The organism is Streptomyces flaveolus (assembly GCF_000716535.1).
Taxonomy (GTDB): Bacteria; Actinomycetota; Actinomycetes; order Streptomycetales; family Streptomycetaceae; genus Streptomyces; species Streptomyces flaveolus_A.
Map to the genome: position 1 here is coordinate 20,535 of NZ_JNWV01000021.1, position 25,136 is coordinate 45,670.

Consider the following 25,136-nt stretch of genomic DNA (forward strand, 5'->3'; position numbering starts at 1 on the left):
CCCACGGACCCCGTGTCACGCCGCCGTCGGGCGCCGCTGACGCCGGACCCGGTGGAGGTCCGGCCGGCGGCCCCCCGGTGTCAGGTGGTGCTCAGCATGCCTTCGCGCAGGCGGGTCAGCAGACGCGTGATCAGGCGCGAGACGTGCATCTGCGACACGCCGAGCCGTTCGCCGATCTGAACCTGGGTCAGTTCCTCGACGAAGCGCCAGTGAATGATCTTGCGGTCGCGTTCGTCGAGCTCGGCGATCGTCGGAGCGAGGGCGTGGAAGTCCTCCACCAGGCCGAGGGCCGCGTCCTCGTCACCGATGAAGTCCGCCAGCGCGGCCTCGCCCTCCTCGCTGCCGTTGATCGCGGCATCCAGGGAGGCGGACCTGTAGCCGTTGGAGGCGAGCTGGGCCTCGACGACCTCGTCCTCCGAAGGCGCATCAGGTCGGACAGTTCCTTCACCGTCGGCGTGCGGTTCAGCCGGCTGCGCAGTTCCTCGTTGGCGCGGGCGAGCTGGGCGCGGGCCTCCTGGAGCCGGCGCGGGACGTGCACTGCCCACAGGTGTCACGGAAGAACCGCTTGATCTCGCCGACGATGTACGGGACGGCGAAGGAGGTGAACTCGACCTCGCGGGACAGCTCGAACCGGTCGATCGCGTTGATCAGGCCGATCATCCCGACGGGCGGCACCGCGTTCGGCGACGGTCACCTCAAGCCCCAGTTCTCGGCAGGCCGAGGCGATCTCCGAGCCGGTGAAGCCACCGCCGATCACCAGCACCCGCTCCGGCCTCGCGGCCAGCCGCTCGGCCAGCCCCGCGCCGTCCTCACGCGTGCGCATGGTACTGGCCCGCGTACACCGCCTGGAACCGGCCGCCGTCGTCCGGTACAGCGGCATGCCCGATGCCGACGGGGAAGAGTGGCGGTGGCTCACCGGTGAAGGATGGCGCCAGACGTCGAGGGTGACTCCCGGGGGAGGACTCGGGGCCAGGGGGCGCGACGAAACGGAGGCCAACTAAAAATCCGTGACGTCGGTCACGGCGCTCCGCCAATCAACCTGCGCTCTTAGTAGACGCGATACGGCGCATATTGGAAGTTTTATCCACTTTCGCATAAATGTGGATCCTGTCGTGCATCCTGAAACTCCGCCCGGTCGGTCTGCATAGCAACTACAGCGTGGTTTACGGCTTCTGACATCGTGACAGCCTGTCCTCCTGTCGCCATGTCCTGACGGGAGGCCTGCGCGCTGCCCTGGCGAGGTCCTGGGGCCTACGAGGCGACGTAGTGGCGGGACCCGTTGCGCACCCTGTTGAGCCGTTCTAAGAATGACGACCCACAGGACGTCGCCACAGTTGAGGCCCGGTGTTCACGCCGACAAGACCGCGCACTGCGGCGCTCGACGTCACCGAGTGAGCAGGAGCCCCCCACGTGAATTTGTCCCGAACGTCCCCGAGACTCCTCTCCCTCGCTCTCGGCGTGGGTCTGGCCTCCAGCGCGCTGGGCGCGGCAGTACCGGCGAGCGCAGAGCCGGCCGCCGCCCCGTCCGTTTCAGCCGGTACCTCTGTGGCGCGGTATTACGGGTCGGCCGAGGAGGCCGCGAACAACAAGGCGTTTTTCGAGGCTGTGCTCAAGTCGGTCGCCGAGAGGCGCGCCGCCCAGCCCGGCGCGCAGGCAGTGACTCTCTACTACGACGCCTCCAAGGCGCCGAGTTTCCGTTCACAGATATCGAGCGCGGCCTCGATCTGGAATAGCTCCGAGTCCAACGTCAAGCTCGAAGAGGCTTCGAGCGGTGCCGACTTCTCCTACTACGAGGGCAACGACCCTCGGGGGTCCCATGCCGACACCGATGGCCACGGAAAGGGCTCCATCTTCCTCGACTATGCCCAGAACCAGCAGGACGATTCGATCCGCGTCGTCACCCACGAGACGGGACACGTGCTGGGTCTTCCGGACGACTACAGTGGGCCGTGCAGTGAGCTGATGTCGGGCGGCGGCCCCGGCCCGTCGTGCACCAACCGCTACCCGAACGCCACCGAGCGCGCGCGAGTCGACCAGCTGTGGGCCACCGGGCTCGCGCCGGCCCCGGGCACGGGTGACCAGCCTGCTGGTGACCCAAGCGCTGCACCGTCGGTACGGATTGTGACGCCGGGCAACGGCCCGTGGCGTCCACTCCCCGGTACGCCCTGGAGTTGATCAGGTCCCCGAGTGGGCAGCGGCTCGCTGTCGCGGACGGCTTCAGTCAAGGCGGTCGTCTGAGTATTCTTGCCGGCCGCGAAGAAATCCGCCCCGGCCTTATGACCGGGGCGCCGCCTCGCCAGCGTGACGACCCTCGGGCAGGTGAGGCATTGACCCGCAGATCCGACCGGTCATGTGCACGGCCCCTGAGCTTTTCAGACCGGGCCGTCCGTTCTCGCACCCCCGATCACACCTATCTCTACCGACAGTAAAAAAGCGTCTCGGCAACGCCGCGCACAGCCCGCAGGCGGCCGCGTGGTGGCGCCGATCGCGGTCGTTCCGGACCACACGACCGCCGCGGCGCTGCACGACCCAAAGGACCCGTTCAACGAGACGGTCGTCGCGTTCTACGTCCAGGCCGCCGGCGGACTCGGCGACCTGTACTCGCCGGTACTGTCGCTCACGGCCGGGGACACCGAGCGGCCGTCGCGGCTGTTCCATGCCGCCCACTGGCCGAGCACGGAGGCGCTGGCACCGAGCTGGAACGTCGCGCCGACCGACGAGGTGTGGGCCGTGCTGGAGCGTGCCCCGCGCGAAGGGGGCGGTGGTGCGGCACGGGTGAGGGAGCTGCGGGCGTTGCGCTGGGGGCTGGTGCCGTCGTGGGCGAAGGAGTCGAAGATCGGCGCGCGGATGGTCGTACACTCCCACCGCTTAGGGGCGGGCATGCCGGCCGCCGGCGTTTCGGGCCGTGGACGCCGTCGAGATCGGGCCCCTAACCGGCCGCCGTCTCGGCGGGGTCCGGCCAGCGGCTCGTGACGACCTTGCCGCGCGTGTAGAAGTGGACGGCTTCGCTGCCGTACATGCGGTGGTCACCGAAGGCCGAGTCCTTCCAGCCGCCGAAGGAGTGGTAGCCCACCGGCACCGGCATCGGCACGTTCACGCCGACCATGCCGGTCTCGACCTCCAGCTTGAACCGGCGGGCCGCACCGCCGTCGCGGGTGAAGACCGAGCTCGCGTTGCCGAACGGGGAACCGTTGATGACGCGCATGGCCTCCTCGTAGGTTTCCGCGCGGACCACGCACAGGACGGGACCGAAGATCTCGTTCCGGTAGGCGTCCGAGTGGGTACTGACCCGGTCGAGGAGCGAGATGCCCATCCAGTGCCCGTTCTCGAAGCCCTCGACGGTGAAGTCCCTGCCGTCCAGGACCACGTCGGCGCCCTGGGCGGCCGCGCCCGCGACGTAGTCCGCGACCTCGTCGCGGTGTGCCCTGGTGACCAGCGGGCCCATCTCTGACGCCGGCTCGTTTCCCGGGCCGATCTTGACCTTCGTGGCCCGCTCGGCGATCCGGGGCACCAGCGCGTCGCCCGCGGAGCCGACGGCGACCACCACGGACACCGCCATGCAGCGCTGGCCGGCGGAGCCGTAGGCGGCGGTCACTGCGGCGTCGGCGGCGGCGTCGAGGTCGGCGTCGGGCAGCACCAGCATGTGGTTCTTCGCCCCGCCGAGGGCCTGGACGCGTTTGCCGCTCGCGGACGCCCTGCGGTAGACGTGCCGGGCGACCGGCGTGGAGCCCACGAACGACACGGCCGCCACGTCCGGGTGGTCGAGCAGCGCGTTCACGGCGGCCTCGTCGCCGTGAACGATGTTGAGCACACCGTCGGGCACACCGGCCTCGGCCGCGAGTTCCGCGAGGAGCATGGACGCCGAGGGGGCCTTGCTGCTCGGCTTGTGGACGAAGGTGTTCCCGCAGGCGATCGCCATGGGGAACATCCACATGCCGATCATCGCGGGGAAGTTGAACGGCGAGATGCCCGCGACCACACCCAGCGGCTGGCGGAGCGACTCCACGTCGACGTGGTCCGACACCTCCGTGGACGTGTCGCCCTTGAGGGCCGTGCCGAGCCCGCAGGCCAGCTCGACGATCTCCAGGCCCCGGGCCACCTCGCCCAGCGCGTCCGCGTGGACCTTGCCCTGCTCGGCGGTGATCAGCGCGGCGAGTTCGTCCCGGCGCGCGTCCAGCAGCTGGCGGTAGCGGAAGAGGATCGCCATCCGCCGCGCGAGGGGGGACATGCGCCAGGTCGTATAGGCCTCCTTCGCTGCGGCGACCGCGGCATCGACCTCGGCGGCCCCGGCCATCGCGACCCGTGTGGTGACCTCTCCGGTCGCCGGGTCGGTCACGGGGCCCCAGGTGCCGGAAGCGCCCATGGCGTCTCCGAAGGGCTTGCCACCTATCCAGTGGACGACGGTCTTCATGGGCGGAACTCCTTCGAAGGTGACGGTGGGGGCAGCGACGCGGCTCCGGTAGGCCACCACAAGGGCCTTGAGGTAAGCCGGGCGGTCGCGGTCCGACCACATTCGTCCGCACCGCCCGGGAGAGCAGGACTGCCGACGTCGAAGCTACTTCTCCGATCCGCGCGTACGGGCGCTGCGGAGCCGCACGGCCCGAAGTGCCTGCCTCGTGTCCAGAAGTGTCGTGGGAGGGATCACTCGCGTGTCGAACGTCGGTGCGGGCGTGCCACCAGGGTCTGCTCGGAGCTTTCCACGATTTGATCTCGCAGGACGTCGAGATCGTTGCGGATGGTGCCGAGGACCTGCGGTCTTCCGGGTTACCGATCGCCTCGTCCCCCGGAGCCGGAGGCGAAGGCGGTGTCGCCCGTGATGAGGGACGCGCGGTCGAGCAGGTCATCTCAGAATGAAGCGCTTGGCGAGAAGTGTCGGCTCTTGCGGCCCGCATAGGCTGGCCGGTCTCATCCGACACGCCGCGACGAGGATCAGCCCATGCGCAGCAGCACCAGGATCCGCCTGATCGAGCCCGCCGATGCCGCCCCGATAGCCGCACATCGGGTGCGGGACTTCGAGGCGTTCCGGCCGTGGGAACCGGCCCAGCCGGCCGGCTTCTTCACCCCGCAGGGTCAGGCGGAGCGGATCGACAGGCTGCTGGCCGGATACCGAGCCGGCACGGTATGGCCGGGCGTGGTGCTCTCCGACGACCAGGTGATCGGGCAGGTAACCGTCGGAGGCATCCTGCCGCAGCCGCACCTGCGCCGCGGGTCCGTCGGGTACTGGATCGCCAGTGTCGCCCAGAATCAAGGGCACGCCGGGCGCGCCGTCGGGCTTGCACTCCGGGTGATGACGGACGAACTCGGGTTGCACCGCGCCGAGGCGTCCACCAATCTGGAGAACCTTCCGTCGCAGCGGGTGCTGCGCCGCAACGGGTTCAGCCCGTACGGCATCGCGCACTCCTCGATCTTCCTTGACGGGAGCTGGCAGGACGGGCTGTTGTGGGAGCGGGTCCTGGGCGACTGAGTGATCGTTGCACAGCGAGGGCCTGAGGCGGCAGAGGCATATGAGGCGGCACGCCCGTTCGAGCAGGCCCTGATGGAAGTCGGACCTCGGTCCTGTCCCGCAGCCGTGGCCAGGTCGTCAGCCAGGAGCACCCCGCGGTTTCCGCGAGAACATCCCGCCAGGCGACACCCATCCGCAGCACACATATGACCAAGACCAACGCGTTCGTGCAGACGCCGACGTGGTGCCCCTCCTCACCCCTGAGGACGACAGCGCAGGAGCCCAGCACTCAGCGGCTCCCCGGCTGCGCTCGCGAGGGCCGGTGTGCGGGACGACCTCTGCGCCACGTCCCCGCCCCGGTGCGGACGGAAGCCCACACGATCCACCGGGGCGGGCCGGGAGCCGTCAGCGGAAGGCTGCCTCCAGGAGTTCCTTCTGCTCGGCGGCATGCCGCCTGCTGGAGCCCACCGCGGGGGCCGTGGCGGGCGGTCGGCCCACCAGTTCCAGGGAGCGGTCCGCCCCCCACCGCTCCACGTGCGGCCTCACGAAGGACCACGCGCCCTGGTCGCCGGCCTCCTCCTGCACCCACCGCACTTCGGTGTCACGAGGGAAGCGGGCGAGTCCCGCGGCCAGTTCGGCGTCGGGGATGGGGTTACAGGCGCTCGAGCCGGACGATCGCAGTGCCCCGCAGGCCGGCGTTCCGCCGGTACGCATCCAGGTCGTAGAAGCCTTTCCCGAGCACAGCAGCACGCGCCGGACCGCGGCACCGTCGACCGCTCCGCCGGGCAGGACCGGACGGAAGGAGCCCCCGGTGAAGTCCGTCAGCCCGGAGGTGGCGTCCTTCAGCCGCAGCATCGACTTGGTGGTGAACACCACCAGCGGCCGCCTGCGCTCGGTGAGCGCCTCCACCCGGTAGCACGTCAACGGGACGGACGGGCGGACCGTGCGGATCCGGCACGTGGCCCTGCCCGTCGACCCGAAGCGGACGGCGGAGTCGGTGTCCTCGACGGCGGTGAGCCATGTGAAGGTCTTCGCCCTGAGCGGCCGGGCCTGATCACCGGGCCCCGGGAGGCCGTGGCGCCGACGGCCTCCCGGGGCCCGCCGCGGGCGGCCTGGGCGGCTTCCGGCGCGGCGTGTTCGTCCACGGTGTCACCCGGCGCCGGTGAGACCCAGTTGCCGCAGCATGCCCAGTTCGTCACTGCTGCCCCAGCGTTCGACGAGCCTGCCGTCACTGTCGAAGCGGCTGATCTGCATGCCCCGGTAGCTCACCTTCCTGCCGGTGGGCGGGTGCCCCATCAGCGGTCCGAGGTGTGTTCCGCTGATGGTGTAGGCGAAGGCCAGCTCGTCATCGGTGGCCACGAGGTGTTCCACCGCCACGTTCAGGTCCGGGAAGGCGGCGCGGAGTTCGCCGAACATCGCCTTGTACCCCGCGGGCCCGGGCCCCTGGCCGGGGGCCGGGTCGTGATCGATCGAACCGGGCGCCACGACCCTGTCCAGGGCGTCGAGGTTCCCGGACATGACGGCCTCTGCGAAGGCGGTCTGGGCGGCGATGTTCGTCTGTCTCGACATAGCGCTCCTCCTGCGCCGAGTGGGCCACCGGTCCGCAGCGGCCGGACTTCGCCGGGCACCCGCGGGTGCGGGGAGGCGGGGAATCCGTCGGTCTGCGGACTCGCCGGGCGACTGCCGCGCGTCCCACCGCAATGACCCAGCCCGCTCCCCGGCCGACCGGGCCGCAGCAGACACCCGGGCCCGGCACACGTATGCCCCCGGCGCAGCGACCCTGTGCCACGGTCTCTCCAGTCTCCCCCTGTGTCCACGCTCGGGCACTCCGGCAGGCGATGAGCAGCAGTGCGCTGCCGTGGCATGTGCTCGGGCGACGGCGGACGACTGTCACCCGAGCTGCGGCGGGGCGCCCGACGCCGAGGTTCATGCGGCCTGCCCTCTGCCTGGCGCTGAACGAATGCGGGCAGCCGGGGATCACCGTGCCGCTCGCGTCCGCGAACCTGACGCGCGTCCCCGTCGACGGCCAGTCCGGCGAACCACCTCTGGGGCCCGTCTGGTACGGCGACCACGCTCGTTTCACCCGCCATCGGAGAGGTCGAGCCGCCTCGGCGACTCCACCGCGAGAACCGCTCGGCGAACCTGCTGGAGGCGGGACGAGGCGCCCCGCGCGTCCGGATCAGCTCGGCCGCCGGAAGCGGCGTGCTGCGGTTCGGCGCGTCCCTCGCCCGGATGATGCGCGTGGCGGGTCGCGGGGCGGAATGACGGAGATCCCCACGCGAACCGGCACCCCGCGGAGAACCGCGCGCCGTGAACCGCGTACGGTGCGGGGCCGGTTTCGACACGCGTGATGGTGGGCGACGAGCAGGCGGTCCACGGCACGCGTACGGTCCTCACCCACCGCGCCGCCCTTACCGCACCGCATCGGCCCGGAGGGACGAGCCCCGTGCTCACGTCGTACGCCGCCCACTTCGACACACCCGCCGGGTACCTCGACTTCGCACGCTTCGGACCGCCGTCGCGGGACGCCGTGGCCGCGAGCGCGCGAGCCCTGGAGGAGTCCGCCACCGCCGACCACACCACCGTGGACGTCCTGATGCGGGCGGAAGAGGCCGCCCGGGGCACGGCCGCCCGGCTGACGGGCACCGACGCCCGGCACACCGTGCTGCCACCAGGACCACAACCGCGAACAGGGCGAGGGCCGGCAGGATCCGCCAGCGGCGCACCCGCGAGAGGGCCAGTGCGGCCACGGCCAGCACCAGCCCCGCCAGGAGAAGCCACCGATTCGGCACCCTCCCCGAGACGGCCAGTGACCCGCGCAGCAGTGGCTACTCGGCAGCACACTCGGCCTGGCGCCCGCCAGCCCCGCTGAACGCACGGCCAAGCTCACGCCGGCCGGCAAGTAGGCGTTCAACCTGCGCGGAGCCCGGCAGGGCCACGCCCGCGAAGGACACCTGTGCCCAGCCCGCAAGCGCACCGAGCGTCTGGACATCGGCGGCGTGGAGGTCGACATCAAGCTGGGGACGTTCTTGGACAACACCCGCCGCCGGGCCGACAGACTCACCCCCGAGCGCCGCGCCGAGCTGGACCGGCTCGGCATGCGCTGGGAGCAGCCGACCCGTCGTACCGGCGGGGAGGCCGGCTTGGCAGCATTGGCGGATTGGCGTGCAACTCGCCGTTACGCCGGACGACTTGAGCAAGGCCAGGTCGGATCGTGGCCGTTCCTTTAGGGTGGGGCTGAGATCATGAGGGCTGCGCATAGCTCCTGAGCCGAACCGTCCGGGACCGGCAGGTCGTGCCTGCGACCGGCGGCTTGCTCCCACCACGTCATCGCCTCTCGAGTGGTGGGTCGATGACCCGCGCATCAGACCCCGGTGCCGTCATCCGCACCGCCGATCCTTCCCTGGAGCTCATATGCGAAGACCTCGCCCCGCATCTGGTGTGTCCGTGGCCGTTCTCGTCGTGGCGGGGATGGTGAGCGGCTGGGGAACCGGTGAGGCGGCGGCTGAGCCGAGCCCGGCCGGGACGCTGTATGTGAATCACGACGGGGTGTGCAGCGACACGGCTACGGGCTCGGCGAGCATGCCTTTTTGCACGGTGCAGGCAGCGGCGGACGCGGTGGTACCGGGGCAGACGGTTCGTCTCGAATCGCCGGACGGCCTTCCCTACGTCGAGTCCGTGACCCTGACTCGGTCCGGCACCGAGGACGCCCCCATCACGTTCACCGGGGCCGCCCTCGTCCCCGGCGGCTCGCCGGCGGTCCTCACGCCGAAGGGGTCCGCACCGGCGCTGACGTTCGAAGCGGTGCACGACGTGCGCTTCCAGTCGCTGGGGATCGGCTACGCGGGCGCGGACGCGGTGGTGGTGACGGGCTCCACGGGCGTCACCCTCGACCGGTTGTCGTTCCGCCGCCCGGCGCCGTCGACCGGCGGCACCGGTACCGCGGTCAGCGTGGACGGCGCTTCCTCGGACGTGACCGTGTCGCGCAACTGGGTTCCGGACGGGTACGCCTACGGCGTGCAGGCGCAGCCGGGAGCCTCGCGGGTCACCGTGACCACCAACGTGGTGACCAATCCGCGGCGGGGCGGGATCGTGCTGACGGCAACGTCCGGAGCCGCCGTGACGAGCAACACGGTCATCGCTCCGTGCGCCACCGGGATCTCGCTGGAAGGCGCGAGCTCGGGGACCGTGGAGAACAACGTGGTCGCCTCTGCCACGGCGAAGCAGACCGACACTTGTCCGGCACCCACGGCTCCGCTCTACTCCGTGTCCGCCGCATCCGCCGACCAGGTCACCGGCGACTACAACGTGGCGGCGAACGGTGTCGGCACCTTCGCCCGGCCGCGGCCCGAGTACGCGTGGGCCGGCACCCCCTACACCACCTCCGTGGCGCTGCACGACGCGACCGGGCAGGGCGCGCACGACATCGACGGGCTCAACGTGCCCACCACCGCGGCGCCGCCCGAGCACTCCGCGCTCGTCGACTCCGCCGACGCCGACGCACCGGGTGAGCTCACCACCGACATAGACGGCTTTCCGGTCGTCGACGACCCTCTCGTCGACGACACCGGCAGCGGCCCGACGACACACCACGACCGAGGCGCCGTCGAACGGCAGGACCTCATCACCGTCCCCGGCGACGACATGCCGTCGCCGTCCAAGGGCGTCGCGCCGTTCGTCACCTCGGTGAAGACCGACGACGCCACCACTTCGTGGGGGAAGTCCATCGCGACGTACTCGGTCGACTTCGGGGACGGCAGCGCCCCGGTCACCCGGGCACCGGGCGCCCCGATCACGCACACCTACACCACGCCGGGCGTGTATGCCCCGGCCATCACGGTGACCGACGCCGACGGGTCGAGCCGCACCGTCTGGCCCGCTGCCGTCGACGCGGGTACGGCCACACCACCGGCCGCCTCGCTGTCCGGCGCCCTGGTCACCACTGCCGACGGGCAGGTGGACGCCGGGGACGCGTCGTTCACCGTTGCGCAGCCGGCGGACGCGTGGGAAGTCGCCTACCGGGTCCTGACGTTCGGTGACGGTGACCATGAGAACCTGGCCGACGGCCCCCAGAAGATCGAGCACCAGTATCCGGCGGCGGGCTCGTACACCGCCACGCTGACACAGACGGACCTGCTCGGCCGCACCACCACCGCCAAGGTGACCGTGCACGCCGCGGACGCCTTCCTGCCCATCACCGCGCAGCATGACGCCGAGAGGACGATCCCCGCCCACGGCGTGCTGAAGCTCTCCGCGGCCACCGTGCACGCCGACTCCGACGGCGTCGACGCGGCGCGCCTGCAGATCGTCACCAGCGGTGCCGAGGCGAGGGGCACCCTCACCCTCTACACCGACGGCACCACCCGGCCGGGCACCTCCACCGTCGGCTTCGAGCCCGGCCGGACGGTCTCCAACGAGGCGACGGTGAAGGTCACTCCCACCGGTGCGATCGACCTCTACAACGGCAGCTCCGGCCCGGTCACCGTCAACGTCGCCACGCTCGGCCTCCAGTCGCACGCCCAGTTCGGCCGTACCTACCATCCCGCCAAGCCGATCCGTCTGCTCGACACCCGGGGCACCACCGGCGGCCACACCGGGGCGGTCACCGGCGGCCACTCGGTCACCCTGACCGTCTCGGGCGCCCACGGCGTCCCGGCCGACGCGAACGCCGTGGTTCTCAACGTGGTGGCGACCGCCACCAAGGGCTCCGGCAGCCTCACCGCCTCCCCCGCCGGCACCGTCAACTCCGGTGTGTCCGGCCCGTACTGGACCACGGGGCAGACCGCCTCCGCCCAAATCGTCGTCCCCATGGTCCCGCTGATCAACGGCAAGGTCGTCCTCCGCAACAACAGCAAGTCCTCGGCGCACCTCGTCGCGGACGTGGTCGGCTGGTACGGCCCCACCGCGAGCGGGGCGACGTTCCAGCCGGTCAGCCCGGTCCGGATTCTCAACACCCGTACGGGGAGCGGCGGGAGGACCGCCAAGCTGGGCGCTCACGCCACGCTCAGACTCAAGGTCACCGGCGCCCACGGGGTACCGGCGAACGCGGTGAGCGCGGTCGACCTCAATCTCACGGTGCCCTCGCCGACCGGCAGCGGCTACCTCGTCGCCTACGCCGACGGCACCACCCGACCGGACGTGCACTCGGCCGACTACACCAGCGGACACCCCGCGGCCGGCGCCGCGCTGGTCAAGGTGGGCACGAACGGCGAGATCGACCTCTACAACGCCGGCTCCACCGCCGTCGACGTCGACATCGATCTCCTCGGCGACTACAGCCTCAACACCGTGAGCTGACCGCACAACAGGCCGTCGAGTCCACTCGCGGATGCCCCGGAGCTCTCCGGGGCGTCCGACGTCTCATGTCCCCCGGCCGTTGGCGTCCGTCCAGGGCCGCAATCGATTTCCTGTCCGCAGCCGAGCCGACTGCGTACGGCATCACCGGCGCCGTACGACACGACCAACTGGTCAAGCACCCTCAGGGGCGGGAACGGCAGTTCGGGGCGGGGAGGCGGGGGCGCGGGGGCGCCTTGCCGAGATGGAACAAACCCGCCGTCCGGATCGGCAACCTGCGCCACCCCGCTGACCGGGATCCGATGGAACCAACCGCGACCCGCAACTGCCCGCACTGCCAGCGGCCGGTCACCATCGTCTCCCTGCCGGCCACCCCGGAAGCCGCCCGGCCCGCCATGCCCACCGGACCGGACGTGATCCCTCTCCGCAGAACCCACTGACCCAGTGCCTGGACGACCGAACTTCCGGGTGGGCCGGCGACCTCACGGTCGGCGGCCCACCTCAACCGTTGCCGGGCTCATGCGCCCGGCTGCAACGCCTTCCTGAGGGCAGCAGTTCGGGCAAGTCGCACCTCTCGTGGTGCTTCACGCAGTGCTGGGTCCGGCATACGAAAGCCGTCGTTCTCGAACCGGGGGACGACATGAACGTGCACGTGATGAAGCACCTGACCTGGAATATGGTTGTTCTGCGTCACTGTGCTGCCGACAGCCCCATAGGCGTCCTTCACCGCCAAGGTCACTCTGGCTGTGACCTCGAAGATCTCATGCAGGAGATCAGCTGGTACGTCATGCAGGCCGGTCATGTGTGACACCGGCAGGACAAGGGCGTGACCAGGGTTGTTCCGCCGCTGCTTGAGCGCGGGGACGACGAAGACGTTCCCCGAGCGATAGGCGACCAAGTCCTCATCGATCTCGCCCTGCCCGATCTTGCAGAAGGTGCAGTCACTCACTCTGGAGACCTCCGCAGTCACCTCACGCTCGCCCCACCCGGCTGGATCAACGAGTCTGGCAAGCCGTCCCGCAGACAGACATTTCCACTTCCCAGAGCTCGCACACTGCGGGGGTCTGGCTTCAGCCCGAGCGCGAACGGCTTTTTGCGCTCTTGCTCACCGCAGACGACAAGTGCACCAGCCCGACGCCGACGCCGGGCCCAAGAGCCGTAATCACGATCTCGTGGCCTCACAGGGGGAGCATCGATGCTCACTTCTCGGAGTCGAACCAGGTCGCCACGAGTGCTCGCAGATCTGGGAAGCGGGGACCGGAAACCATCTCCAGGGTGGGTTCACCGTTGAGCCAGCACACTTGCTCGGGGGCGCCGTCGCCAGTGTCGAACAGGCAGCACACTCCTGCGCTGTCCGCGGTGAGGTCGGTGAACACCTTCCTGATGTTGGCCGACTGCGCAAACAAGCGGCTCATCCCCGACGTCGCCGCCCAGCACTCCACCGACGTGTAGCCGGGGTGCAGAAGGGACTCGAACCGGATCGTCGCGTAGATGTACCCGAGCTGGACGCGCCCGTCCGTCTGGGGTTCAAGACCGTTCCTCTGCGCGTACTCACGCAATGCGTCATCGACGTCGAACATGAGGGACGTTTCGAGTTCGAGCGTGCTGTGCGTGGAGCAGTCGACCGGCTCGCTCTTGAACTGGGACGTGAACGGGAGGGCGAGCCGCTCGCCGTCGGGCAGGGTGACCTCCAGCGGCGGCACGGCACGGGCCGGTGGCGCCAGTTCGGCCAGTTTGGCCAATGCCCTGGCGACATGTCGAGGACGCAGATAGATGTCGTAGCCGTGGATCAGCCCCACGTTTCCCCCTCTCCCGCATCGAACCGCACCCTCTCACGACTCATTCCTCGGCCGCTTGTCGGTTCAAGAGCCTCCGGACGCGGAGTGAGGTCGGTCGAAGGCCCACTTCTTGAGGCACAGGTCCGCGCGGCTCGCGTTGCTGTCGTAGGGGCGCTGGTACAGGAAGGCGCTGAGGGCCTGGTCGAAGTTCACGTGCCGCAGCCGGGTTCCCGGGGGTGGCGTGATGCCGGTGCCCGCGTATCAGCTCCCGTGTTCGGTTTTTGCTGGGCGGGTGTCGAGCGGTGGCCCTCGGCGATCGCGAGCCACATATCGCGTGCTCTGCACGGACCCTGCACCCTACGATCACCCGGTACGGCTGCTGGAGGGGGCGGGGATGCTCGAGGACGTCAAGGACGGGACAGCGGCAGCGATGCAGCTGGCGAAAGGTGCGCCACTTCACCGCGCACTTGATGTCGCCGATCCCAGTGACTGGCTCGTACTGGACGCTGGAGTGCGTGAGGTGGCCTGGTACCGCCCGCAGTTGCTGCCGGACTGGGAGCACTCCGTTCCGCTGCCCTCTGACCTGAGTCAGGTCGGTGAGTCTCAGCTCGCACTCGCCCTGTGCCACCGCGACGGGCGGATCCGTCAGGAGGCGGTGCGTCAGTCGGCCCGATATCCCGGTCTGCTGCCGTTGGTCGTGATCCGCTGCGCCGACTGGGCCGGCCCGGTGCGCGAGTGCGCTCGGCAGCGGCTGCGCGAGGCCCTGGATGTGGACTCGGCCCTCGACCTCGCGCCGCTCATCCTCCGCGTCGGCCGCCGCGACAGAGGTGCCTTCGGCGTCGATCTGCTCGGTCCAACCCTGCGCCGGGCGTCTCCCGGGCAGCTCGTCGCTCTCTACACCGACCCCGACCGCATCGTCCGGCGGTTCGTGTACCGGCTCGCCGTCGAGGGCCGGCTGCTCCGTCCCGCTGAGCTGGCCCGCGCCGCCGCCCAGGATGAGGACACCGTGGTCCAGGACCTGTGCGCCACAGCGGCGCTTGCGGCTCTGGGGGATGGGGAGGCGTATGAGGATGTGCTGCCTCCACTGCTGTCCGCGCGCAACCCGCGTACCCGGTCGGCCGGCGTCACCGCCCTGCGGCGGGCTGGGCGGTCGGAGCAGGCGGCGTCGTTCCTCAGCGACCGGTCCGCGCTGGTGCGTGCTTGCGCCCGCTATGTCGTGCGACAGCAGGGAGGTGATCCGGCGGCCTGGTACCGGAAGCGGTGTGCGGCGCCGGACGACCCGGAGTTGCCGCCGGGTGCGGTCATCGGACTGGCCGAGTGCGGGGACCGTGCGGATGCCGGGCTGCTGCGGCCGCTGCTCGCGCACCCGGCGGCCGGGGTCCGGGCGCGGGCGGTGGCAGGGCTGCGGGCACTGGACTGCGTGGATACGAAGCAGTTGCGGCCACTCCTCGACGACTCCGCCGCCGGCGTCGTCCGCGAGGCGGCCCTCGCCCTGCTTCCCTCGGCGAAGGAACTGCCCGCCGACTGGCTAGTGGAGCGCACCGGCTCCGAGCAGCCGCGGCACGTCCGCGTCGGCGCCTTCCGGCTGCTCGACGCGTACGGCGGCATCGTGGCGCTACGGGTGGCGGTCGGTCTGTTGGAGGACCCGGATGAGAAGCTGCGCACCTGGGCCGGGCAATCCGTGCAGCGCTGGCATCCGTCGGCGGACGTGCGCACCCTCGAGGCAGAGGTGGGGGAACTGCTCGACCGGAGCCGGCACCTCTTCAGCGATTACGAGTTGCGCCGACGCAAGTGGGAGGCCGCGGTGGGTAGCTGAGTACCTGGGCCAACCAGACCGCGTTGTCCACGTCGGAGGCACTCACACCACGCAGTGATTACGGGATGCCCCGCCGCGGCGGGCAAGGGTGAGCTGGGTGGAGAGCTGACCCCTCGCTGATCAGCCGGGCGGCGGTCAGCGGGGCGAGCAGGGACGGCGACCAGTGCCACACCCCCAGCGGGAAGCGAGCGGCTCGACCCCGGCCGGTGGCGTGACCGTCGACCTCGTCAGTGTGTGCGGACAGGACCTGTTCGATCCCGTCGGCGGACGGGGCCAGGCCCAGTGCCGCGCGTGCCCGCAGGTCCAGGGGGTGGCCCGCTCGGGCGGACGGTCCTGCAGCGCGAGGGCGGCCGGCCAGCAGCCGCATGGTGACCTCGACCGCCCGATCCCACCACTCCCCCGCGCGCGGCGTCGGTACTCGCGGCCGGCGGCCGGCACCCGGTCGTGCAGGTGCTCATCCGCAGCGGTGGACCGCGACCATCCCCCGCATCCGGTGGCCCACGACCAAGGGCTTCAGACTTCCGTTGCCGAGGCCATCGGCGGCTGAGCCGCCTCCAACCGCAAGGGCTGTCCGATTGTCCCGTGTCCCCGCGGCAGGAGGGGAACGCGTGCCCGGTGTTCCTGCGGGCTGAGGCCGCGCTCCCGCTTGAAGGCGGCGCTCAACGCGAACGCGCTGCCGTAGCCCACCCGCTGGGCCACCGCGCCGACCGTCGCGTCCGGGTCGCGCAGCAGGTCCGCCGCGAGGGTGAGACGCCAGCTCGTCAGGTACGTTATCGGCGGCTCCCCGACGAGCTCGGTGAACCGGCGGGCCGGCACGGCTCGGGACACCCCGGCCCCGGCGGCCAGGGCGGCCACCGTCCACGGTCGTCCCGGGTCGTCGTGCAGCATCCGCAGCGCAGGCCCCACCACCGGGTCGCTCTGCGCGTGGTGCCAGTTGGGGGTCTCGGCAGCCGGGTCGTCCAGCCACGCGCGCAGCACTGACGGTCGCCCGAGCCGAGACGGTCCATAGCCGCAGAGCTCAACCGCATACGCGAGCGTCTTGCTGTCGCGGGGTACCGTCCCGGGCGGGGGCTACCGCTGTGCGGCAGCCTGGTGCAGATGGCGGCTCACGTCGCCGACGAGGTTGATGCGGGCCCGTCGTTCCACGAAGCGCCACTGCCCGTCACGGCGCTCGAAGCGGTCGTGGTAGCGGCCGGCCGCGATGGGTTGCAGCGGCAGGTCGGGCAGCGCCTGGAACACGGTGACGTAGGAACGTGCCTTTGCCGTGCCCGCCTGTTCGTCGACCTCAAGGGCGATGTTGGTGGTGACGTGCTGGGTTCGCGGCGTACCGTCGGCGTAGACGATCAGAGTGTCATGGAACATCTTCTCGATCGCAGCGCGCCCGCTCACCGGCTCGCCACTGCCCGTGAACGTGGCGTCGGCGAGGAGCGCGCCGAGCCCCGCGAAATCGCCGTCGTCCACCAGCTCCGCGTACCGCGCGATCAGGTTCTCGATGGCCCGGTGGCTCGACGCGGGGTCGGCGGGCTGGGGGGTGAGTGTGGACATGTTTCTCCGAGCGGCACGGGCGGCCTTCGGCGCGGTGTCCCGGGTGCCGGCGGGAACCGCGCGCGCCGGACGTGTCGAGTGGTGTGGGTTGGGAGGGTGGCACCCGAGGTGTCTCACGCTACCCGCATGGCCTGTGCACCCTGTTGCGCCGCCGACAAAGGCCATGGGAAGCGTGGACCGCTTCCACCTCATCCGCTGTCCAGCTGAGTACGCGTACTCAGGTGCCGTCTGCCGGACTCCTCCATGCTGGGGCGCGAACGCCGGACCGTCACGGGGGAACATACACATGGACGACGCCCTGCAGTTGCGCACCGCCACGCCTCGGGATCACGACTGGATCCACGAACTGCGCCACCGCGTGTACGCGGAGGAGCTCGGCCAGCATCCGGTGAATCCGTCGGGAAGGCTGAGTGACGGACTCGACGGGGACAACGTCTGTCTCGTGGCCGCGCGCGGCGAGACGCGGATCGGCTTCGTCAGCCTCACCCCGCCGTGGGTCGGCCGCTATTCCCTCGACAAGTACCTGACGCGCGAGGAGCTGCCGCTCCTGACCGAGGAGGCGCCGTTCGAGATCCGCGTCCTGACCGTCGAGGAGCACTGGCGGTCCACCGCGGCGGCGCCACTCCTCATGTACGCGGCGCTGCGCTGGGTCGCGGCGCGGGGCGGGCGCCGGGTGGTGGCGATGGGACGCACGGAACTGCTCGGCATGTACCTAGCCGCCGGGTTGCGGCCGGTGGGGCGCACGGTCCGCTCGGGCGCGGTCTCGTTCGAGGTCCTCAGCGGCTCCGTGGCCGAGCTGACAAAGACGGTCGCGGAGTGCCACGGCCGGATCCTGGAACGGCTGCGGACGGGCCTCGACTGGCGGCTCGACGTCCCCTTCGCGCCGCGTGCGGACGGGTGTGAGCACGGCGGGGCGTTCTTCTCGGCGATCGGCACCGACTTCCGGACCCTGACGCGCCGTCACGAGGTGGTCGCGGCGGATGTGCTGGACGCCTGGTTCCCGCCGTCCCCAGGGGTCCGCGCGGTCCTCTCGGAGGATCCGGGGTGGGCGGCCCGGACCTCGCCGCCGACGGGCGCGGAGGGACTGCTCGCGGAGATCGCCGGGGTCCGCGGGCTGCCGGTGGAGTCGCTGGTCGTCGGGGCGGGCTCGTCCGATCTGATCTTCCGCGCGTTCGGCCGGTGGCTGACGCCGGGGAGCCGGGTGCTCCTGCTCGATCCGGGCTACGGGGAGTACGCCCATGTCACCGAGCGGGTGATCGGCTGCCGGGTCGACCGGCTCCCACTGCGCCGGGAGGACGGCTGGTTGCTCGACCCGGCCCGGCTCGCCGCCGCGACCGGCGACGGACGGTACGACCTCGTGGTGGTGGTCAACCCGAACAACCCGACCGGCCGGCACGCCCCGGCCGACGCGCTGCGCGCGGTGATCGAGGCCTCGCCCGTGCGGACCCGGTGGTGGATCGACGAGGCCTACCTGGGGTATGCCGATCCGGCGGACTCGCTTGCCGCGCTCGCCTCGGTCGACGCCCGGGTCGTGGTCTGCACCTCGCTGTCGAAGATGTACGCGCTGTCGGGGATGCGGGCCGCGTACCTGGTGGTCGGTCCGGAGACGGCCGGGGAGCTGCGACGCTGGACGCCGCCGTGGCCCGTAAGCCTGCCGGCCCAGCTGGCTGCCGTGACGGCGCTGCGCGACCCCGCGTACTACGCGGAGCGCTGGGCCCGCACCCATGTGCTGCGCCGGGAACTGGCGTACGACCTCGCGGAGTTGGACGGGTTTTCCTCGGTCGACGAGGGGGTGGCGAACTTCCTCACGGTGACCCTGCCGCCGGACGGACCGAGCGCGGCGCGGCTGGTGCGCGAGTGCCGGCGGCACGACGTCTTCCTGCGTGACCTGTCGCCGATGTCCCCGGCGTACGAGGGGCGGACCGTTCGGATCGCCGTCCGCGACACGGCGGAGAACGCGCGGATCGTGGCGGCGTGCCAGAGCGCCCTGGACGCGCTGCGCACGCCGGCCGCAGTGGTCTCGGGCACGCCGGGACGGGGCTCCCGGTGACGACAGTCGCCGGTCTCGTGCCGTACCTCGGCGGGGCACTGGCGGTCGGAGGCGTCGCGGTAGCGGCGACCCGGCGCCGTGAACTGATGGTCCGCTGGTGCGTGTGGGCGCTCGGAGTGCCCCTGGTGGCCGCCGCGTTCTGGCTCGGTCCACCGGGGATCGCGGTGCTCGCGGCCGTGGTCGGTGTGGTCGCGGTGGCGGAGTTCGGCGGGCTGCTCCGGCTGGGTCCGGTGGACCGGACGGTGCTGAGCGCGGCGATCGTCGGACTCGTCCTGACTGCCTGGCTGGCCCCCGGGGAGGTGCTCCGGGTGGCGGCGGCCGGGGCGCTTGCGATCGCCGGGGTGCCGTTGCTCTCGGGCGACGCGGAGCACGGACTGCGCCGCCTGGGGGCGGGCGTGCTGGGGCTCGTGTGGCTGGGCGCCCTGGCGGGCCTCGTGTCGTCCGGCGCCCTCGGCCTCGTCCTGTTCGTGGCCGTGTCGATCGCCGACATCGTCGCGTACGCGGGGGGCCGCCGTCTCGGCGGCCCCCGGCTCTCCCCGCTGTCGCCCGCCAAGCGGTGGAGCGGCACGCTGGCCGGGGCCGCGGCCGGTCTCCTCACGCTGGCCGTGCTCTCCTCCCTGACGTGGCAGACGGCGGTGGCCGTGGCGGTCGGCGGTCCGCTCGGGGACCTGCTGGAGTCGATGGTCAAGCGGGGCGCCCGCGCCAAGGACGCCGGCCGGTGGCTGCCCGGCTCCGGCGGCATCCTCGACCGGATCGACTCCCTCCTCGTCGCTCTGGCGGTGCTGTTGGTGCTGGAGTGAGCCTCGGGGCGATGGCTTCGTACGGGGTCCGGGACGAAGTTGCTCGGATCCCGCCAGGGCGAGTTGGTGCGGTAATTCCAGGCGAGTGCCTCAAGGGTGCGGCGGTGGCCGGCCCACCGCCGCCCGCGGACCGGATCGGCCGGTATCAGCGGGGGCCGTCGATCTCCACCACGGCCGACCACCCACCGGTGGACGCCGGGTCAGGAGCCGTGCCCGGTGCCGCGCCGTGCGGTGGCGGGCACGATGCCGCGGGCGCAGCCCTGCTTGCGGTAGGGCTCGTGGTCGTAGCCGCGGTCCGTGTAGGGCGTGACCGTCCCCTTCGGACTGATGGCTCAGGCGCCCAGGTAGACCGGTGCCTTCTGGACGGACTTGGTGTAGATGTGGTTGCTGAGGGTGCCGTCGGCGCCCAGGACGACCAGGGTGACGTTGTCCTGGAGGACGACCGGGCGGCCCTTGGCGTACGAGACGGGGAACGTGCCGTGACTGGTGGTCAGCTGCGCCCCGTAGACACCGTTGCGCTTGACGAGCTTGACGATCGCGCCGTTGGCCAGCTTGTAGCGGCCCAGCCGGGGGCTGACGGCGGTCTCGGCGCCGGTCCAGCTGACGGTCGCGCCGAGCGGGTCGAGCACCAGCGTGCGGTTGCCGAACAGAGCGGCACCGGCGCGGGAGTGCGCGTCGAGGAAGCGCACCAGCTTGCCGTCCCGGAAGACGCGGGCCTGGTGGTGGTCGGCGGAGACCTTGAAGATCTGGGCGGTCGTACGTGCGTCGAGGCGCAGGGTGCGGGAGAGCGTGCCGTGCAGGGTGCAGTCGGCGGACAGGGCCGGGAAGGGCGTGGACTGCCAGGGGGTCGGCCCGCCCTGGCTGCGCTGGCCGAAGACGGGCTTGGCGGAGAGGACTCCGGTGATCTTCAGGCCGTCGGCCAGGTCGGTGGGCCTGCTCTGGTTGACGGTCGCGACGGCGTGGCCCTTGGCGTCCAGGAGCGTGGCGGACGCGCCGTTGTCGGCGCTGCTGACCAGCCGGACCTTCATGCCGCCGCCGAAGACGGAGGGGATGGTCGTGGCGGTGACGCAGGCGCTGCTCCCGGCCGGCGCGGGCGCAGTGGCGGCAGTGGCCGAGACCATGGAAGCAGTGGTGATACCGACGAGGGCGACGGCGGCGAGGGTGGTACGGAGTGCAGTACGCATGGCTGCTCCTGGCGGAATCGGCTTCTGACGTGCTGGCCGCTCTGACCAGCGAGAACAACCCTAAAGATCACGAGTACCGGAATCGTCGGGTTCATGTCACAGGCATGTGACCGCCGTCACCCCTGACTGCTGCTTGCTCCGCTCCGGGTGAGGTGCTCGAGCCGGATAAGGTGCCCCCGAAGCAGGCATGAGGGCGATCTCGTTGGACCGGCGGAAGCTGATCGGGATCGGGGCGGGGCCGGCAGTCCTACCCGTCTGGTGGACCCTGCGGCAGGCGGCGAACGGGGCCAAGGGGGCTGGCGCACCGACACCACACCGCTACGGCGGGCATTCCCGCTGCTGGGCCCGCTCACCGACGCCCAGTGGGTGAGCAGCCGGGACAACGATCGGGGCATACCGTCGCCGGAGCTGGTGATCTCGGGCTTCGCCCGGCTGGCACAGGGGAAACTTGCCGAGCTGACGGCGGCCCACACCTTCGTCTCCGAAGGGCCCGCCGATGACTTCACCTCGTGGTTTGAGAAGCCGCTCAAGGGCGAGGGGCCGGAGAACCCCCAGTGGATCCGGTCGCACGAGCTCGACCGCGACGGCAGCGGCTACTCCACCAAGCTGTGGTTCGACCGTCGCAGCGACACCGTCCGCTTCCGGGCACTCAACCCGTACGGCCAGGCGCGTTGATCGTGATCGACGGGCGGTCCGCGTGAGGTCCCTGGTCCAGATCATCGAGGCGTGCAAGGGGAGGCCGGCGAGGTAGCTGTCTGGGGGCTTGTCTCTGGTCCTTCTTCTCCGGGATGGCTGCCTTCATGCGGCGTTTCCGCAGGTGGGGCGTGGTTGCCGCGGGACGAGTAGGCCTTGTTCCCGGCTACCGCGTCGGGGCGGGTGCGGGGGCTGCCGACGGGGCTGCGGATCTGAATTCACGTGCGGTCGGCGGCGAGATGGACCTTGCTGGTCCGCCCCGCCCCTGGACCGTCACCCCTCCGGCACGGCGCGCGCCCCGTGTCGGACGCGCCGCTTCGCGGCCTCCGCGATCAGCCCCCCCCAGCAGGCGGCCTCGAACACGCCGGCGCCGCGCCACTGACGCAAGCGGTGGGAGACGGTCGACCAGGCGCCGAATTCCTGCGGATCTCCCGCCACTGTCCGCCAGTCTTGAACCGCCGGATCACGCCCTCGAACTTCCGCCGCAGGCGTTCGGGGTAGGGGCCGTACTCTCGCCGATCGGCAGGTGCGGCCCGATGAACTCCCAGTGTTGGTCCGGCATTTGCATCTCGATAAGCGCCCTATTCGACCCCGCCGCCGGCAACCGAAGGAGGACGCGGCGCGCTGACCCGGGAACGTCTCACCGATGAACACTTCGCTGCGGTCAGGGCCCGAGCGCCGTGACCCCTCGCCGACCGGCTTGTCGCTGAAGCACGCTCCCGCGGTGTCGTACTTCTGGTGAAGAGGCCGAGGCTCCGGGAGAGACGGTGGCTCCGACGGCGGTGGTCAACGCTTCTCGCGTCGGCTGCGAATGCTCAGGGCGATAACGGAGACGAGGAACCAGAAGGCGCCGAACGCCGAGTATCCGGCCACGGTGGACAGGCTGCTCGTCGCCGAGGCGGACGTGGCGGCGATGGTGGCACCCGCGAGGACGGACTGTCCGCCGCTGACGGCCATGGGCCACTGGGCGCCGACGGTGCGTCGGCGCCGGACCGCCACGACGAGCTGGATGGCTCCGGAGAGGAGGGCCCAGACGCCGAACACGAGAAGGGCCCTTCCGATGGTGGAGAAGACGGCGACGAACATACCGGCGGTGGCGGCGAGACCGAGCCCCATGTTGATGGTGCTGACGCCGTTCGGGGAGCCGGCGCCGGCCAGGCGGCGCTCGATGAGCGTGGCGACGGCGTCCCACAGGGGGTAGACGACGAGCAGCACGGCCGCGATCACTGTCGGCTCGTCCGCCGACACGAGCGAGGCGGAGGTCGTGAAGACGAGTGCCACCCAGATCAGGGAGAAGGCGACTCGGATCAGGTGGAGCGATCGGAGCCCGGAGGACATCGTCGTGGCCGTGGCCGAAGTGGTCGCAGTTGCGGTGGTCTGAGTCATCGGGTGTCCCGTTGTGATCGTGACGGTGTGAGACGGTCGCCTCGATGAGGAGTCTCAGCGGCCTCGGGAGGGGCCGCGTACTTCGAACGAAGTACTTCTGCCATCCACCTTCGACGGAACGGGTTCTGCCGTCTCCGGCGACCGAAGCGGCTCGGTCGACCGAATCCTTCGTCGTCCACACCCTTCGTCGTCCGCCTCGTTCGTCGTCCACACCCTCCGTCGTCTACATCGTTCGAAGTACACGGCCGCCGCACACGTGAACGAGAATCGGTTCATGGCCAAGGCGCAGAGCAGTCAGGACGGGCCGGCCGCACCGCTGTGGGTCCGCCACCCCGAGGTGCTGCACCGGGCCGTCTATTCGGTGGCGGGTCTGGTGTTCACCGGGCAGATCGTGGCGGCGACGGTGAGGGGGGCGGACTGGCCGACGGCCCTGTCCGTGCTCCTCGCCGGATGCGGCGTCGCCCTCTCGTGGTGGAAGCCGTGGGCAGGCCTGGTCGTGACGAGTGCGGCGTCCTTCGCCGTCACAGCGGTGGGTGACGACCCCCTGTCGGTGTGGATGATGGCGGTGCTCGTGCTGTTCTCGGTCACCCTCAGGGGAAAGCAGCCGCTGGTCGGGACCGGCATCGTGGCGGCGTTCTTCCTGGGGGCGTTCATGACGGTCGGGGGATTCCGTGGCGGTGCGGTCGTGGGAGCCGCCGCTTTCTTCTCGGCCATGGCGGGAGGTGCGACGGGGGCCGCGCTCCGTATCCATCGGGAGCACTGGTGGACCCTGGAGGAACGGGCCGAGATCGCCATCGCCACCCGCGAGATCGAAGCCACCCGACGAGTGACCGAGGAACGTCTCCGTATCGCCCGGGACCTCCACGACGTCATCGGACACCAGGTCGCGATGCTGAGCGTGCACCTCGGTGCGGCGGAGATCGGGCTGCCCGAGGACGCCGAGTCCTCCCGGCAGGCCCTCGTCTCGGCCAGGTCCAGCGCCCGTACCGTCGTCGTCGAGACGCAGCGCATCCTCGCGCTCCTCCGCCTCGGGGACGACGTCTCCGGCGACGAGGCGCTGCGGCCGACCCCGGCGCTGAGCGGCCTGGAAGGACTCATCGCCTCTTTCGAAAGCATCGGCCTCGACGTCCGGCCCTCCATCGACATCCCGGCCGGCTTCGTGGAGCCGAGCGTCGGCGTGACGGTCTACCGGGTCGTTCAGGAAGCGCTCACGAACGCCTACCGGCATGGAGAGGGGACGGCAACGGTGGATGTGCGCGAGCACGACGGCAGGATCCGCGTCACCGTGGAGAACCGCGTCGGTCACTCACCCCACGGCTCCGACCCGGGCAGCGGACTCGGACTCGTGGGGATGCGCGAACGCGTCGAGTCCTCCAACGGGCGGCTGACGATCGACAGTCACGACGGGCGATTCCGGGTCCACGCGGAGTTCAGCCCGCTGGGAGAGGTAGTGCGATGACACGGATTCTGATCGTCGACGACCAGGACGAGATCAGGGCCGGGATCCGGGCGATGCTTCGGCTCGACCCGAGTCTCGTCGTCGCGGGGGATCTCTCCGACGGGCTCCAGGTCGTCCCCTTCCTCCGGGACCACCCCGTCGACGTGGTGCTGATGGACATCCGGATGCCCGGCATCGACGGTGTCGAAGCCACCCGCCGGATCCGCGCAGAGCATCCACACGAGAAGACGCGGGTGATCGTGCTGACCACTTTCGACCAGGACGACATCGTCCTCGCCGCCCTGCGCGCGGGCGCCAACGGCTTCCTGAGCAAGACCGTGAGCCCTGCCGAACTCGTCGCCGGAATCACCGAGGTGGTGGGCGGTGGAGGTGCGCTGTCGGCCGCGGCGACCGCCGCGCTCATCGGTCACATGACCGACAGTCCTCCCCCGCTGATCGACAAGGAACTGCTGCGACGCTTCAGCGCTCTGACCCCCAGGGAGCGGGACGTGGTCGTCCTGGTCGCAAGCGGTCTCGGCAACGACGAGATCGCGGCCCAGATGTCCGTGTCACCGTTCACCGTGAAGACACACGCGGTCCGAGCCATGACAAAGGTCGGCGCCCGCGACCGAGCCCAACTGGTCTCCTTCACCTTCCGGGCCGGCCTCTACCCCTGAACCTGCACCTCGGAGACCTCGCCGTGTTCTGG

The 25,136-nt window shown here is 70.8% G+C and carries 21 protein-coding genes and 6 pseudogenes; 12 read left to right on the plus strand and 15 right to left on the minus strand.

Annotated features, from left to right (window positions below):
* Nucleotides 1-80 precede the first annotated feature (80 nt).
* Both OO52_RS23300 and OO52_RS47690 read right to left on the minus strand, forming a co-directional pair.
* Nucleotides 81-666: pseudogene (locus OO52_RS23300) on the minus strand (SigB/SigF/SigG family RNA polymerase sigma factor); the annotation flags it as partial.
* Nucleotide 667: 1 nt separating this feature from the next.
* Nucleotides 668-823, minus strand: a pseudogene (locus OO52_RS47690) (FAD-dependent oxidoreductase); the annotation flags it as partial.
* A 587-nt stretch (nucleotides 824-1,410) separates the two neighbouring features.
* Between OO52_RS47690 and snpA the strand changes: the two are divergent.
* A complete protein-coding gene (gene snpA, locus OO52_RS23305) occupies nucleotides 1,411-2,175 on the plus strand; it encodes a snapalysin (protein WP_051818549.1) in 765 nt (254 codons plus the stop codon).
* A gap of 300 nt (nucleotides 2,176-2,475) precedes the next feature.
* Nucleotides 2,476-2,973: an SOS response-associated peptidase family protein gene (locus OO52_RS23310; protein ID WP_234339730.1), complete on the plus strand. Its 498-nt coding sequence runs from the start codon at nucleotides 2,476-2,478 to the stop codon at nucleotides 2,971-2,973.
* Here the strand turns inward: OO52_RS23310 and OO52_RS23315 are convergent.
* Entirely contained in the window at nucleotides 2,930-4,411 is a 1,482-nt protein-coding gene (locus OO52_RS23315; protein WP_030646460.1) for a CoA-acylating methylmalonate-semialdehyde dehydrogenase, read from the minus strand. The genes OO52_RS23310 and OO52_RS23315 overlap by 44 nt on opposite strands.
* A 525-nt stretch (nucleotides 4,412-4,936) precedes the next feature.
* Between OO52_RS23315 and OO52_RS23320 the strand changes: the two genes are divergently transcribed.
* Nucleotides 4,937-5,464, plus strand: a complete 528-nt coding sequence (locus tag OO52_RS23320) for a GNAT family N-acetyltransferase (protein ID WP_030646458.1) — start codon at nucleotides 4,937-4,939, stop codon at nucleotides 5,462-5,464.
* A gap of 384 nt (nucleotides 5,465-5,848) precedes the next feature.
* On the opposite strand, the gene OO52_RS23325 is transcribed toward OO52_RS23320, so the two are convergent.
* A complete protein-coding gene (locus tag OO52_RS23325; protein ID WP_158712543.1) occupies nucleotides 5,849-6,367 on the minus strand; it encodes a hypothetical protein in 519 nt (172 codons plus the stop codon).
* A 225-nt stretch (nucleotides 6,368-6,592) separates the two neighbouring features.
* Nucleotides 6,593-7,012 carry an ester cyclase gene (locus tag OO52_RS23330; RefSeq protein ID WP_030646454.1) on the minus strand — a complete coding sequence of 140 codons (420 nt, stop codon included), beginning with the start codon at nucleotides 7,010-7,012 and terminating at the stop codon, nucleotides 6,593-6,595.
* A 1,430-nt stretch (nucleotides 7,013-8,442) separates the two neighbouring features.
* On the opposite strand from OO52_RS23330, the gene OO52_RS52880 reads away from it, so the two are divergent.
* The 3 genes from OO52_RS52880 to OO52_RS50940 all read left to right on the plus strand — a co-directional run bounded on the left by OO52_RS52880 (nucleotide 8,443) and on the right by OO52_RS50940 (nucleotide 12,177).
* Nucleotides 8,443-8,673 carry a helicase associated domain-containing protein gene (locus OO52_RS52880; protein ID WP_037629350.1) on the plus strand — a complete coding sequence of 77 codons (231 nt, stop codon included), beginning with the start codon at nucleotides 8,443-8,445 and terminating at the stop codon, nucleotides 8,671-8,673.
* Between the two features lie 448 nt (nucleotides 8,674-9,121).
* The gene (locus OO52_RS23345) at nucleotides 9,122-11,740 is read left to right on the plus strand and encodes a right-handed parallel beta-helix repeat-containing protein (RefSeq protein ID WP_158712544.1); all 2,619 of its coding nucleotides are present in this window, start codon (nucleotides 9,122-9,124) and stop codon (nucleotides 11,738-11,740) included.
* 299 nt (nucleotides 11,741-12,039) lie between these two features.
* A complete protein-coding gene (locus OO52_RS50940) occupies nucleotides 12,040-12,177 on the plus strand; it encodes a hypothetical protein (RefSeq protein ID WP_158712545.1) in 138 nt (45 codons plus the stop codon).
* Nucleotides 12,178-12,254: 77 nt separating this feature from the next.
* On the opposite strand, the gene OO52_RS47705 is transcribed toward OO52_RS50940, so the two are convergent.
* The 3 genes from OO52_RS47705 to OO52_RS54015 form a co-directional block, all read right to left on the minus strand.
* Complete coding sequence (locus OO52_RS47705) at nucleotides 12,255-12,686, minus strand: HIT family protein (RefSeq protein WP_037824788.1); 432 nt, start codon at nucleotides 12,684-12,686, stop codon at nucleotides 12,255-12,257.
* A 250-nt stretch (nucleotides 12,687-12,936) separates the two neighbouring features.
* Nucleotides 12,937-13,536 (minus strand): hypothetical protein, encoded by a 600-nt coding sequence (locus OO52_RS23350; RefSeq protein WP_030646451.1) that lies wholly within the window; start codon nucleotides 13,534-13,536, stop codon nucleotides 12,937-12,939.
* A 63-nt stretch (nucleotides 13,537-13,599) separates the two neighbouring features.
* Nucleotides 13,600-13,728, minus strand: coding sequence for a hypothetical protein (locus OO52_RS54015; protein WP_267885021.1), 129 nt, complete (start codon nucleotides 13,726-13,728; stop codon nucleotides 13,600-13,602).
* A 181-nt stretch (nucleotides 13,729-13,909) separates the two neighbouring features.
* Between OO52_RS54015 and OO52_RS23355 the strand changes: the two genes are divergently transcribed.
* Nucleotides 13,910-15,331 carry a hypothetical protein gene (locus OO52_RS23355; protein ID WP_030646450.1) on the plus strand — a complete coding sequence of 474 codons (1,422 nt, stop codon included), beginning with the start codon at nucleotides 13,910-13,912 and terminating at the stop codon, nucleotides 15,329-15,331.
* Nucleotides 15,332-15,844: 513 nt separating this feature from the next.
* Here the strand turns inward: OO52_RS23355 and OO52_RS23360 are convergent.
* A pseudogene (locus tag OO52_RS23360) lies at nucleotides 15,845-16,312 on the minus strand (helix-turn-helix transcriptional regulator); the annotation flags it as partial.
* A 90-nt stretch (nucleotides 16,313-16,402) separates the two neighbouring features.
* Entirely contained in the window at nucleotides 16,403-16,876 is a 474-nt protein-coding gene (locus OO52_RS23365; protein WP_030646446.1) for a nuclear transport factor 2 family protein, read from the minus strand.
* Between the two features lie 286 nt (nucleotides 16,877-17,162).
* On the opposite strand from OO52_RS23365, the gene OO52_RS23370 reads away from it, so the two are divergent.
* Together OO52_RS23370 and OO52_RS23375 are read left to right on the plus strand one after the other, a co-directional pair.
* Nucleotides 17,163-18,926 (plus strand): pyridoxal phosphate-dependent aminotransferase, encoded by a 1,764-nt coding sequence (locus OO52_RS23370; RefSeq protein ID WP_030646443.1) that lies wholly within the window; start codon nucleotides 17,163-17,165, stop codon nucleotides 18,924-18,926.
* Complete coding sequence (locus OO52_RS23375) at nucleotides 18,923-19,726, plus strand: phosphatidate cytidylyltransferase (protein ID WP_030646442.1); 804 nt, start codon at nucleotides 18,923-18,925, stop codon at nucleotides 19,724-19,726. The genes OO52_RS23370 and OO52_RS23375 overlap by 4 nt, the downstream gene beginning before the upstream one ends.
* A 47-nt stretch (nucleotides 19,727-19,773) precedes the next feature.
* Here OO52_RS23375 and OO52_RS52135 read toward each other — a convergent pair.
* The 3 genes and pseudogenes from OO52_RS52135 to OO52_RS23380 form a co-directional block, all read right to left on the minus strand.
* Nucleotides 19,774-19,908: pseudogene (locus OO52_RS52135) on the minus strand (transposase); the annotation flags it as partial.
* A 21-nt stretch (nucleotides 19,909-19,929) separates the two neighbouring features.
* Nucleotides 19,930-20,028: pseudogene (locus OO52_RS52885) on the minus strand (IS5/IS1182 family transposase); the annotation flags it as partial.
* A gap of 30 nt (nucleotides 20,029-20,058) precedes the next feature.
* Entirely contained in the window at nucleotides 20,059-20,910 is an 852-nt protein-coding gene (locus OO52_RS23380) for a hypothetical protein (protein ID WP_231406586.1), read from the minus strand.
* 258 nt (nucleotides 20,911-21,168) lie between these two features.
* Between OO52_RS23380 and OO52_RS23385 the strand changes: the two genes are divergently transcribed.
* A complete protein-coding gene (locus tag OO52_RS23385) occupies nucleotides 21,169-21,585 on the plus strand; it encodes a hypothetical protein (RefSeq protein ID WP_030646439.1) in 417 nt (138 codons plus the stop codon).
* A gap of 94 nt (nucleotides 21,586-21,679) precedes the next feature.
* Here OO52_RS23385 and OO52_RS49855 read toward each other — a convergent pair.
* Together OO52_RS49855 and OO52_RS23395 are read right to left on the minus strand one after the other, a co-directional pair.
* Nucleotides 21,680-22,171: pseudogene (locus tag OO52_RS49855) on the minus strand (transposase); the annotation flags it as partial.
* Nucleotides 22,172-22,389: 218 nt separating this feature from the next.
* On the minus strand, nucleotides 22,390-22,941 hold the full coding sequence (locus OO52_RS23395; RefSeq protein ID WP_234339727.1) for a hypothetical protein: 552 nt from the start codon (nucleotides 22,939-22,941) through the stop codon (nucleotides 22,390-22,392).
* A gap of 322 nt (nucleotides 22,942-23,263) precedes the next feature.
* Between OO52_RS23395 and OO52_RS23400 the strand changes: the two genes are divergently transcribed.
* Together OO52_RS23400 and OO52_RS23405 are read left to right on the plus strand one after the other, a co-directional pair.
* Nucleotides 23,264-24,448 carry a sensor histidine kinase gene (locus tag OO52_RS23400; RefSeq protein ID WP_037629347.1) on the plus strand — a complete coding sequence of 395 codons (1,185 nt, stop codon included), beginning with the start codon at nucleotides 23,264-23,266 and terminating at the stop codon, nucleotides 24,446-24,448.
* Nucleotides 24,445-25,104 (plus strand): response regulator transcription factor, encoded by a 660-nt coding sequence (locus tag OO52_RS23405; protein ID WP_030646432.1) that lies wholly within the window; start codon nucleotides 24,445-24,447, stop codon nucleotides 25,102-25,104. The genes OO52_RS23400 and OO52_RS23405 overlap by 4 nt, the downstream gene beginning before the upstream one ends.
* The last annotated feature ends 32 nt before the right edge of the window (nucleotides 25,105-25,136 follow it).